Annotated in this window: 9 protein-coding genes; 8 read left to right on the top strand and 1 reads right to left on the bottom strand. The window is 59.8% G+C overall.

The window, feature by feature from the left end; all coding sequences use genetic code 11:
- Nucleotides 1-444: 444 nt before the first annotated feature.
- Complete coding sequence (locus tag Q0K07_RS12035; protein ID WP_294559538.1) at nt 445-1,461, bottom strand: TerC family protein; 1,017 nt, start codon at nt 1,459-1,461, stop codon at nt 445-447.
- Nucleotides 1,462-1,755: 294 nt separating this feature from the next.
- Between Q0K07_RS12035 and Q0K07_RS12030 the strand changes: the two genes are divergently transcribed.
- From Q0K07_RS12030 to Q0K07_RS11995, 8 genes are all read left to right on the top strand, one after another.
- Complete coding sequence (locus Q0K07_RS12030) at nt 1,756-2,484, top strand: carbonic anhydrase (protein WP_294559536.1); 729 nt, start codon at nt 1,756-1,758, stop codon at nt 2,482-2,484.
- A gap of 459 nt (nt 2,485-2,943) precedes the next feature.
- Nucleotides 2,944-3,807, top strand: coding sequence for a sulfide/dihydroorotate dehydrogenase-like FAD/NAD-binding protein (locus tag Q0K07_RS12025; RefSeq protein ID WP_294559534.1), 864 nt, complete (start codon nt 2,944-2,946; stop codon nt 3,805-3,807).
- Between the two features lies 1 nt (nt 3,808).
- Nucleotides 3,809-5,203 (top strand): NADPH-dependent glutamate synthase, encoded by a 1,395-nt coding sequence (gene gltA, locus Q0K07_RS12020; protein WP_294559532.1) that lies wholly within the window; start codon nt 3,809-3,811, stop codon nt 5,201-5,203.
- Between the two features lie 368 nt (nt 5,204-5,571).
- A complete protein-coding gene (locus tag Q0K07_RS12015; RefSeq protein ID WP_294559530.1) occupies nt 5,572-6,312 on the top strand; it encodes a basic amino acid ABC transporter substrate-binding protein in 741 nt (246 codons plus the stop codon).
- A 41-nt stretch (nt 6,313-6,353) separates the two neighbouring features.
- Nucleotides 6,354-7,178, top strand: a complete 825-nt coding sequence (locus tag Q0K07_RS12010; protein WP_294559528.1) for an amino acid ABC transporter permease — start codon at nt 6,354-6,356, stop codon at nt 7,176-7,178.
- The gene (locus tag Q0K07_RS12005) at nt 7,162-7,911 is read left to right on the top strand and encodes an amino acid ABC transporter ATP-binding protein (protein WP_294559526.1); all 750 of its coding nucleotides are present in this window, start codon (nt 7,162-7,164) and stop codon (nt 7,909-7,911) included. The genes Q0K07_RS12010 and Q0K07_RS12005 overlap by 17 nt, the downstream gene beginning before the upstream one ends.
- A 584-nt stretch (nt 7,912-8,495) precedes the next feature.
- Nucleotides 8,496-9,995: a glycerol kinase GlpK gene (glpK, locus tag Q0K07_RS12000; RefSeq protein WP_294559524.1), complete on the top strand. Its 1,500-nt coding sequence runs from the start codon at nt 8,496-8,498 to the stop codon at nt 9,993-9,995.
- Nucleotides 9,996-10,169: 174 nt separating this feature from the next.
- Nucleotides 10,170-10,883: an MIP/aquaporin family protein gene (locus tag Q0K07_RS11995; RefSeq protein WP_294559521.1), complete on the top strand. Its 714-nt coding sequence runs from the start codon at nt 10,170-10,172 to the stop codon at nt 10,881-10,883.
- Nucleotides 10,884-10,956 lie beyond the last annotated feature (73 nt).

Genomic DNA, 10,956 nt, shown 5'->3' with positions numbered 1-10,956 from the left:
AAGCGGCCTTCTGCCCTGTGGAAGCGGCCGTGAGTCTGCAGACTTCGCACGCCATGCGCAGGAAGTGCTGCCCCGAGAAAGAGAAGGCACAAGGCTGCGGCAGGAGTAAACTGACGGGCTTTTCATGGCGGAAGCGACAGCAGAGGGGAGGCGCTCTTCCGTGGTTTCGGGGAAGAGAGATGCGTTTTTCCTGCGCCGCGTATCGGGCGGAGCCTCTGCGTGCGGGCAGGGTTGACCGTGCGTGAGTTTTCCCTGTTGTGAGGTATGGTGAACACGTCTGCGCGGCTTTTTACGGCATGTCGAAAGAGCCGTTTCTGCTTTGGACAGAGCGCTTCCGGCATCCGGTGCTTACAGGGGGGGGGCCGGAATTGCCTGCCGTGGGGATGCGGCAAAAAAAAGCGGCGGCCCGGAGGCCGCCGCCGAAGGCATGCGTCTGTGTGGCGCTTACGCCTTCTTTTCCGGCAGGAAGGAAGCCAGAATACCGAGGGCGAGGAAGCCCACCACCACGCTCAGGGAGATCATGGCGGGCAGATGGATGACGCCGGTCACGTCGAGCAGCATCTTGATGCCGATGAAGGCAAGGATGGCGATGACGGACTTTTCCAGATGGCGCAGGTAACGCTTGGCCGCGGCCAGCAGGAAGAACATGGAACGAAGGCCGAGGATGGCGAAGATGTTGCTGGTGTACACGATGAAGGGGTCGGGCGTGATGGCGAGCACGGCGGGCACGGAGTCGAAGGCGAACATGATGTCGGAAATTTCGATCACCACGAGGCAGAGGAACAGGGGAGTGGCTCTCCAGATCACCTTGCCCACGGGCTTTTCCGCCAGCTTGACGGTGCCGCCTTCCACATGCTTCTTGGGAGCTTCCACAGGGGTGCCGTTGGCATCGGTACGCACGAAGAAGTCGTGGCCGTGCAGGTGCGTGTACACGGGGATGAACTTCTGCGTCCAGCGCACGGCCCAGTGCTTGGAATAGTCGATGTCTTCATCGTTCTTTTTGCCGAGGTTCTGGAACATCTTCCAGGCGGTCCAGAGCACGAACACGCCGAAGCCCGCCAGGGCATAGGGGCCGAAGAGCTTGATGAGGGAACTGCCTGCGGCAACGAAGAGCAGGCGCATGACCACGGCGCCCAGAATGCCGTAGAAGAGCACGCGGTGCTGATAGGCGTCCTTGATGCCGAAGGAAGTGAAGATGGCCATCATGACGAAGAGGTTATCCACGGAAAGGGATTCCTCAAGCAGATAGCCGGCGATGAACAGCTGCATCTGCGCGGGGCCTTCATTCCAGCCGATATAGCCGGCGAAGGCGAAGGCGAGGGAAATCCAGATCGTGGTCCAGATGGCTGCGTTGCGGGCGGTGACGGGTTTGTCGTCGTTGTGGGAACGAAGGTCAAGCCACATGCAGGCGATGACCAGAATGGAAAAGACGCCCACTTCCACGAGAGAGTGTCCGAACATGTGTATCCTCCAGAGTTTTCCATTTCTGCCGGAAGAAACAAAAAAGACCTTCCGGCAATATTCATTGCCGCAAGGTCTCACTCATCAGACGGGCTGACGGCAATGCCAGAAGCGGGCGCTCCATGCTGTTGACATTGCCCGGGACTCATGATCCCAGTTACTCCCCTTTGCGTTCCTTCTGAATATACAAAGCGTTCGCGCCTGTCAAGGGGAAAGCGCGCCTCTTGCCTGAAGGGGCGCGCGGCGCTACACTAAGTGCGTATTTTTCAGGATTTTTTTGTTTCCGAGGCTGTCATGTCCTTCCATATCATCCGCACGCACAAGGCAGGCCGCCAGCATCCGCTGGTGTATCGTCTTTCTTCCGGTTTCCGTCGTTTTCAGCATCGCTGGTATCACCCCGAGGAGCCTCTTTTTCAGCAGCTCAGGGAGGGGCAGAATCCCCTTGCTCTCGTCATCGCCTGCTGTGATTCCCGCGTGGATCCCGTGCTTCTTACCGACTGCAGGCCCGGCGATCTTTTCGTGGTGCGCAATGTGGCCAATCTTGTACCGCCCTATGCGCCGGACGGCGGCAGGCACGGCGTGAGCGCCGCGCTGGAATACGCGGTCAAGCATCTGGGCGTGCAGGACATCATCGTCATGGGGCATGCCTGCTGCGGCGGCATACAGGCCCTGGTTGCGGGGGACAAAAAGAGCGGAAGCGATGAATTCATAGGCCCCTGGGTGGACGTGGCAAGGCAGGCGCTGGAAAAGGTGGATGAGGCCATGCCCGGGGCCTGCGCGGCCGACAGAGCCAGAGCCTGCGAGCTGTGGAACGTGCGCCTGTCGCTTGGAAACCTTCTTTCCTTCCCCTGGGTGAAGCGTGCGGTGGAGGAGGGCAGGCTTTCCCTGCACGGCTGGTATTTCGATCTGCAGAGCGGGGAACTTCTGGAATACGATAAGGACAGGCAGGCCTTTCATCCCCTGGTGGGGCGACCGCAGCTGCATGCCGGTCAGGGAGCGGTTCCCGCAGGAATGCATGACTGAGCAGGGTTCGCTTTTTTGTCTGCGGCATGGAAGTTCGGAGGCGTGATGCGGCCGGAAAGCGGGCTTTCTTGCCCGTTGCAGAGGCAGGAAGCGTGATGCCGTGCCGCAGAGTACGCTTTTGTGAAGCGCGCGCCTTCCTTCCGGGTGCGGGGGGGGGGTCGTGCTTCAGGGAGGCTTTTGCGCGGCGGAGCGCCCGACCTTCTCTTCGGTGTATCGTTGCGGCAGAGGGCCGCGCGCCGGCCCGCGGCGGGAGACGGCATTGACGGGCCGCCTTTTTATTTCTATGGATAAGGGAAAAGGCTCTGGAGTTTTTCGCGTACACGCAAATTCCCGTACAGCTTTCAGGCGGCTTTCCTTCCGGGATCTGCCCGGCAGGAGCCGTCGTGCCATATCTGCCGTCGCCGGAGGCGCTTCTGCGCGTCCGGTTTCCGACCTGGACTAAGGATGCATGGAGGTTTTATGCCCACGAAAATTCTGCACAAGGAAAAACTGATTCCCGGCCGCACCAGCAAGCTGGTGCTGGACGCTCCGCAGATTGCCGCTACGGCCCGCCCCGGCCATTTCGTCATATTGCGCGTGGACGGGAAGGGCGAGCGTTTCCCGCTCACCATCGCCGATACCGACAAAGAACACGGTACCATCACCATCGTGTATCTGGTGCTGGGCCGTTCCACTCAGATGCTGGAAGAGCTGGAAGAAGGTCAGGAAATTCTGGACGTGTGCGGGCCCCTTGGCCGCGCCACCCAGATTGAAACGTTCCCTGCGCCGAAGAAGGTCATCTGCGTGGGCGGCGGTACCGGTGTGGCCGCCATGCACCATATCGCCAAGGGTCATCATGAGGCGGGCAACTATGTCATCGCCTGCATCGGCGCGCGCAACAAGGATCTGCTCCTGTTCCAGAAGGAGCTTTCCCTGTTCTGCGACGAAGTGCTCGTTTCCACCGACGACGGTTCCGAAGGGCAGAAGGGCATTGTGACCGATCTTGTGCGCGGCCGTCTGGACAGCGAGGGCGGCAATATCGCCGAAGTGGTGGCCGTGGGCCCCGTGCCCATGATGCAGGCCGTGGCCGATCTGACGCGCGGCTACAATGTGCCCACCACCGTGAGCCTCAACTCGCTTATGGTGGACGGACTCGGCATGTGCGGCGCATGCCGCGTGACCGTGGGCGGGGAAATGAAGTTCACCTGCGTGGACGGCCCCGAATTCGACGGCCACAAGGTGGACTTTGCGGAACTTCGCAGCCGTCTCGGCTCCTTCCGCACGCAGGAAGCCCAGGCCCGTGAACATCATCGCTGCAACTGTTTTGAAAGGAAGGAGGCCTAGCATGAGTCAGGAAGTCACCCGTGGGGCGAAGATCCCCCGTCATGATATGCCCTGCCAGGCTCCCGAGGAACGCATCAGGAATTTCGGTGAAGTGGCCCTGGGCTACACCGCCGAGATGGCCCATGCGGAAGCCACCCGCTGCCTCCAGTGCAAGAAGCCTCTGTGCCGCACCGGCTGCCCCGTGGACATCGCCATTCCCGACTTCATCGCCGAAGTGGTGAAGGGCGACATCGACGAAGCAAGCCGCATCATCCACAAATCCAGCAGCCTGCCCGCCGTGTGCGGCCGTGTGTGCCCGCAGGAAAAGCAGTGCGAAGGCCGCTGCATTCTCGGCAAGAAGGGCCAGCCTGTGGCCATCGGCCGCCTGGAACGCTATGTGGCCGACCATGCCTCCGCCGAAAAGGCCCCGGAAATCAAGAAGGTGGGACGCCGCGTGGCCTGCATCGGTTCCGGCCCCTCTTCCGTGACGTGCGCAGGCTACCTTGCCCGCCTCGGCGTGGACGTGACCATGTTTGAAGGCCTGCACGAGGCCGGCGGCGTGCTCATTTACGGCATCCCCGCCTTCCGTCTTCCCAAGGACGTGGTGGCCCATGAACTGGACGCTCTGCGCGCCATGAACGTGGATATACGCCTGAACCATGTGGGCGGCCGCACCGTGACCGTGGACGGACTGCTCAAGGAAGGATACGATGCCGTGTTCATCGGCGTGGGCGCGGGTCTTCCGCATTTTCTGGGTGTTCCCGGCGAAAACTGCATCGGCGTGTTCTCGGCCAACGAATACCTCACCCGCGTCAACCTGGGCCGCGCCCATTCCTTCCCTGAATACGACACCCCCGTGGCTCCGGGCCGGCACGTCACCGTGTTCGGCGCGGGCAACGTGGCCATGGACGCCGCGCGTACGGCTCTGCGTCTCGGCGCGGAAACCGTGCATATCGTCTACCGCCGCACCCGTGCGGAAATGCCCGCCCGCGGCGAGGAAATCGAACATGCGCTGGAAGAGGGCGTGAAGCTCTTGGAACTTTCCGCGCCCGTGCGTTTCCTGCACGACGAGGAAAATCACCTCACCGGCGTGGAACTGCAGCGCATGGAACTCGGCGAACCCGACGCTTCCGGCCGCCGCCGTCCCCGTCCCGTGGAAGGGCAGAACTTCGTGCTGGATACCGACCTTGCCATCGTGGCTCTGGGCACGCGTTCCAACCCCCTCATGCTGGACTGCACGCCCGGCCTGAAGCTGACCGAAAAGAACTACATTGCCGTGGATGAAAACGGCGAAACCTCCATTCCCAACGTCTACGCCGGCGGCGACATCGTGACCGGCGCGGCCACCGTCATTCTGGCCATGGGCGCAGGCCGCCGCGCGGCCCAGAGCATTGCCCGCAAGATGGGTCTGGAATAACCGTTCCTCAAAACACCTGAAAAGAGACCGCCTTCCTGCAAGGCGGTCTCTTTGTGCTCTCAGACCTTGAAGGAAAGGAGCCTTCCGCAGAGAATACCCGCGGGCAGACCTTGTGCGGGCGGTGGGGCTTTCCCTGCCGGAACCCTGTTCCGGCGTGTTTTCCGCCCGGGGAAAGCCGGTGGAGAGAGCGGGGCGGCAGGCCGCCCTTTCTTGACATCATGCCCATGTATCCTTCATAGTGGCGGAGATTATATCATCAATGCCCATACCGACATCCGCCCGGGGGAGGTGCGGGCCGGCGGGAATATAGGGGGAGGGCTGAGTGCTTCAGCCTTTTTTATTGTACCTTTGTCATGCAAGGAGTCTCCATGCTTCGTCGTCTTCTGTGCACTGTTCTTCTTCTGCCTACGCTTCTGTGCTCTGCTGCTTCTGCTGCGGAAAAAATCGTCGTTGCCACCAATCCCGAATGGCCGCCGATGGAATTTCTTGATGATGAAAAGCGCATCATCGGCTACGACATCGACATGATGAACGCCATTGCCGCCGAAGTCGGCCTGGAAACGGAATTCCGCATGACCGCGTGGGATGGTATTTTTGCGGGCATTGCCGCGGGCAACTATGACGTGATCGCTTCCGCCGTGACCATCACCCCGGAACGTCAGAAGGCCTTTGCCTTCAGCGTGCCCTACTATGACGTGCGGCAGATCGTGGTGCTGCGCAAGGGCGACAGCGCCGCGAACTTCGAGGCGCTCAAGGGCCGCGTCATCGGCGGGCAGATCGGCACCACCGGTATTTTCGTGGCGCAGAAGAGCGGCGTGGACATGACCATCCGTGAATACGACAGCGTGGGCCTCGCCATGCAGGACCTCATCAATTCCCGCATCGACGCCGTCATCTGCGATTCCCCCGTGGCTCTCTACTATGCCAACCAGAAGGAAGGCTTTGCCGACCATCTTTCCGTCGCCTTCCGCACCGAAGCCACCGAATCCTTCGGCTTTGTGGTGCAGAAGAACCGCAAGGATCTTGTGGAGCGCCTGAACAAGGGCATAGAGGCCGTGCGCGCCAAGGGCATAGAGGCGGAACTCATCCGTAAGTGGATGGGCGACTAGGGCGCTTTGCCCGCACCTTCAGCTTCAGGATATGCTGATCTATGCGCGATAACGAGGAAAACTCCCTTCCGGCAGGCGTTGCCCCGGAAGGGAAGATAGAGGTTCCTGCCGGGGGGCTGGTGCTGCCGGATTCCGAAAAGGGGAGCCTGGTCAATGCCTGGTCTCTTTCTCTGGTGGGCGCCGTGGTGGTGCTCACCGTCCTGTGCACCGTATGGCCCGATCCGTATCTGGAAATTCTCTGCTTTGTCCCGGAAGGGCTGCTCGTCACCTTTGAAGTGACGATTCTTTCCATCATCTGCGCCATACCTCTGGGCCTCATCACGGGGCTCGGCAGGCTTTCCCACAACAGGGTGATCAACCTCATCGCCTCCACCTATGTGGAGGTGATACGCGGCATTCCCCTGCTGGTGCAGATTTTCTACATCTACTACGCGCTTGCGAAGTTCCTTCAGGTCAGCGGGCTGACCTCCGCCGTCATCGCCATCAGCTTCTGCTACGGGGCGTACATGGGCGAAGTGTTCAGGGCGGGCATCATGGCCATTCCCAAGGGCCAGACGGAAGCTTCGCGGTCTCTGGGCTTCAACAAGGTGCAGACCATGGTACTGGTGGTGCTTCCCCAGGCTCTGCGTACCATCGTGCCGCCCGTGGGCAACGAGTGCATCGCCATGCTCAAGGACACCTCGCTGGTATCCGTCATGGCCATGCCCGACCTCATGCAGTACGGCCGCAGCTTTGCCGCAAAAAGCTACCTGTACTTTGAAACCTATACCATCATCGCGCTGATCTATCTCATCATTACGCTGCTGCTCTCCAAGGCTGTCAGCATTCTGGAATCCAGGCTGAACTACTATGACAAACGCAAATAATGCGGACCCCATCATCCGCATCGAACATGTGTGGAAATTCTTTGGAGAACTGCCCGCCCTGCAGGATGTCTCCCTGCATGTGTATCAGGGCCAGCGCGTGGTCATCATAGGCCCCTCCGGCTCCGGCAAGTCCACGCTGCTGCGTTCCATCAACAGACTTGAGGAAATCAACAGCGGGCTCATCGCCGTGGACGGCATTGATGTCAACGACCCGAAGAACGACATCAACAAGATCCGCCAGAACCTGGGCATGGTGTTTCAGCAGTTCAATCTGTTCCCGCACAAGACCGTGCTCCAGAACCTTACCATGGCTCCGTGCAGACTGCGCGGCATTCCCCGGAAGGAAGCCGAGGAACGGGCGCTGGTACTGCTGGAAAAGGTGGGCATCAGCGACAAGGCGCAGGTGTACCCGGCCATGCTTTCCGGCGGTCAGCAGCAGCGCGTGGCCATTGCCCGCGCCCTGGCCATGCAGCCTGAGCTCATGCTCTTCGACGAGCCCACTTCGGCGCTGGATCCGGAAATGGTGGGCGAAGTGCTGGATGTCATGGTGAATCTCGCCCGCGACGGCATGACCATGATCTGCGTGACCCACGAAATGGGCTTTGCCCGTACCGTGGCCGACGTGGTGGTGTTCATGGACAAGGGGCAGATCCTTGAACAGGGAAGCCCGGAAGAGATTTTCGAGCATCCCAGACATCCCCGGCTTCAGCAGTTTTTGAAGCAGGTGCTGTAAGGCCCTGCCTGCGGCGTCAGAGGCCCTTTCCCCGGCGGGAGAGGGCCTTTTTTCGTGCTTTTTTCAGGGCGGCTTCCCTTTTCGGGAGAAGGGAAGGCATGGGCTTTTTCGGAAAAAGCCTGCACCCTGCACGACAGGGTGCAGGGAGAATTGTCCCGGAAGAGAATTTTGAAAGTTAACCCGCTATGATATATGTTCCTCTCTCTTTTGGATGCGGAAGGATATCGTTCCCGGGAAAGGGAAACATGTCTATCATGGAAAAATGCGGAATTTTTTTGTAGTATATGTATGTTTTTTTGAGGCAAGTTATATTTTTTCGTACCACAGCGAAAAAAAACATGTTTTTTGAATTGAGGGAGCCCGGCCTAATTGGAGTTCATATTGATATTTTTGTTAACAGCCTGTATAGTGAAAAGAACAATAACATTTTCCGGCAGAGGCGGAAGCGCATGGGTCTGAGCATGTAAAAAACATGTATGTTTTCATGCTATTGCGTGGAAGGGCAGCATTATGTTTCTTGGCTGTCTTTTTCTGCGCGGCATGAAGGCCCGTACCCGCCCCAAGTATCGGAAGGAGGTTTTTTCATGGCCAAGTATATTATGGCGCTGGACGCCGGCACCACTTCGAACCGTTGCATCCTGTTCAATGAAAAGGGTGAGGCGTGCAGCGTGGCCCAGAAGGAGTTTACCCAGTATTTTCCGCAGCCCGGCTGGGTGGAACACGACGCCATGGAAATCTGGCTGACCCAGTATGCAGTGGCGGCCGAGGCTCTGGCCAAGGTGGATGCCACTGCTGAGGATATTGCGGCCATCGGCATCACCAACCAGCGCGAGACCACCATTGTGTGGGACAAGGAAACGGGCGAGCCCATCCACCACGCCATCGTGTGGCAGGACCGCCGCACGGCGGAATATTGCGACAGCCTGCGCGCCAAGGGTCTGACCGAGTCTTTCCGCGCCAAGACCGGCCTTGTCATCGACCCGTACTTTTCCGGTACCAAGATCCGCTGGATTCTGGAAAACGTGCCCGGCGCCCGGGAAAAGGCCGAAGCCGGACAGCTGCTGTTCGGTACCGTGGAAACCTGGCTCATCTGGAAGCTCACCGGCGGCAGGGTGCATATCACCGACTATTCCAACGCCGCCCGCACCATGCTGTTCAACATCGTGGATCTGAAGTGGGATGAAGAGATCATGGCGGAACTGGGCATTCCGGCGAACATGCTCCCTGAAGCCAAACCTTCCAGCTGCGTGTACGGGGAAACCGTGCAGGAGATCTTCGGCGGGGCGATTCCCATTTCCGGCGCCGCAGGCGACCAGCAGGCCGCGCTCTTCGGCCAGACCTGCTTTGAACCCGGCGAAGCCAAGAACACCTACGGCACCGGCTGCTTCATGCTCATGAACACCGGTGAAAAGCCCATCTTCTCCAAGAACGGCCTGGTCACCACCATTGCCTGGGGCCTGGACGGCAAGGTGAACTATGCGCTGGAAGGTTCCATCTTCGTGGCCGGTTCCGCCATCCAGTGGCTGCGCGACCAGCTGCGCGTCGTGGATTCCGCTTCCGATTCCGAGTACTTCGCCAAGAAGGTGAAGGACACCAACGGCTGCTATGTGGTTCCGGCCTTCACCGGGCTGGGAGCGCCGCACTGGGATCCCTATGCCCGCGGCGCCATTGTGGGCCTTACCCGCGGCGTGAACCGTTACCACATCATCCGCGCCACGCTGGAATCTCTGGCCTATCAGACCTATGAGGTGCTGGGCGCCATGGAAGCCGATTCCGGCATCAAGATGACCTCCCTCAAGGTGGACGGCGGTGCTTCCGCCAACAACCTCCTCATGCAGATGCAGGCCGACATCAACCAGGCTCCGGTGAACCGCCCCGTCTGTGTGGAAACCACGGCCATGGGCGCGGCCTATCTGGCCGGTCTTGCCGTAGGCTACTGGAAGAGCAAGGAAGACGTCATCCGCAACTGGGCCAGCGACAAGGTGTTCGGGCCGAAGATCACCCGCACCGAACGCGACCGGAAGGTGCGCGGCTGGAAGAAGGCCGTGAAGTGCGCCTATGCCTGGGCCAAGGAAGACGACTAGCCCTCAGCGCATCACGCAGCTGAAGACCGTGGCTTTCGTGTCGGCATGATGCGAAAGGCGGGCCTTCGCTCTCCACAACCGGAATAACATACCGAAAAGACGATGCGCCCCATCTCCGTAAGACGGGGATGGGGCGCTGTTCTCTTTTACAACCTGAACCCGAGAGTAAAAAATATGCCGTATCTTGCTGAATTTTTTGGTACTATGATTCTTATTCTTCTGGGCGACGGAGTTGTGGCCAATGTCAACCTGAACAGGTCCGGCATGAAGGGCGCCGGTGCTGTGCAGATCACCTTTGCCTGGGGCCTTGCCGTCATGCTTCCGGCATTCACCTTCGGCGCAGCCTCCGGCGCGCATTTCAACCCTGCCCTTACCGTGGCGCTTGCCGCAGGCGGCTATTTCAGCTGGGGCATGGTGCCCGGCTACTGCATTGCGCAGATGGCGGGGGCCTTTGTGGGCGCGTGCCTTGTGTATGCGCTCTACAAGGATCAGTTCGATGCCACCGAGGATCCGGACATCAAGCGCGGCGTGTTCTGCACCTCTCCGGCCGTGCCCAACCGTCTCCGCAACTTCCTCAGTGAAATCATAGGCACCTTCGTGCTGGTGTTCACCATTCTCGGCCTGGCACAGGTTCCCAACATGCCGGGCGGGGTCAATTACCTTCTGGTGTTCGGCATCATCGTTTCCATAGGCATGAGCCTCGGCGGGCTTACCGGCTATGCCATCAACCCTGCGCGTGACTGGGGCCCCCGTCTGGCCCACACCATTCTGCCCATCCGTGGCAAGGGTTCCTCCCGCTGGGATTACGCCGTGGTGCCCATGGTCGGCCCCATGATCGGCGGGCTCATCGCCGTGGCGCTTTACAATATCCTTCCCTGGGCGAACTAGGCTCAGGACTCATTAATTGCCAAAAGGGTAAAAAGTTCTTATTGTCGGCATAGGGAGGATGCCATGAAGGAAC

This window comes from uncultured Mailhella sp., assembly GCF_944324615.1.
Lineage (GTDB): Bacteria > Desulfobacterota > Desulfovibrionia > Desulfovibrionales > Desulfovibrionaceae > Mailhella.
Note: the sequence above shows the minus strand (reverse complement) of the source record. Positions and strands in the feature narration are given on the sequence as shown.

Coding starts and splice junctions, on each gene's coding strand:
- Q0K07_RS12035 (WP_294559538.1), bottom strand. CDS start 1,461: ATGTTCGGACACTCTCTCGTGGAAGTGGGCGTCTTTTCCATTCTGGTC.
- Q0K07_RS12030 (WP_294559536.1), top strand. CDS start 1,756: ATGTCCTTCCATATCATCCGCACGCACAAGGCAGGCCGCCAGCATCCG.
- Q0K07_RS12025 (WP_294559534.1), top strand. CDS start 2,944: ATGCCCACGAAAATTCTGCACAAGGAAAAACTGATTCCCGGCCGCACC.
- gltA (WP_294559532.1), top strand. CDS start 3,809: ATGAGTCAGGAAGTCACCCGTGGGGCGAAGATCCCCCGTCATGATATG.
- Q0K07_RS12015 (WP_294559530.1), top strand. CDS start 5,572: ATGCTTCGTCGTCTTCTGTGCACTGTTCTTCTTCTGCCTACGCTTCTG.
- Q0K07_RS12010 (WP_294559528.1), top strand. CDS start 6,354: ATGCGCGATAACGAGGAAAACTCCCTTCCGGCAGGCGTTGCCCCGGAA.
- Q0K07_RS12005 (WP_294559526.1), top strand. CDS start 7,162: ATGACAAACGCAAATAATGCGGACCCCATCATCCGCATCGAACATGTG.
- glpK (WP_294559524.1), top strand. CDS start 8,496: ATGGCCAAGTATATTATGGCGCTGGACGCCGGCACCACTTCGAACCGT.
- Q0K07_RS11995 (WP_294559521.1), top strand. CDS start 10,170: ATGCCGTATCTTGCTGAATTTTTTGGTACTATGATTCTTATTCTTCTG.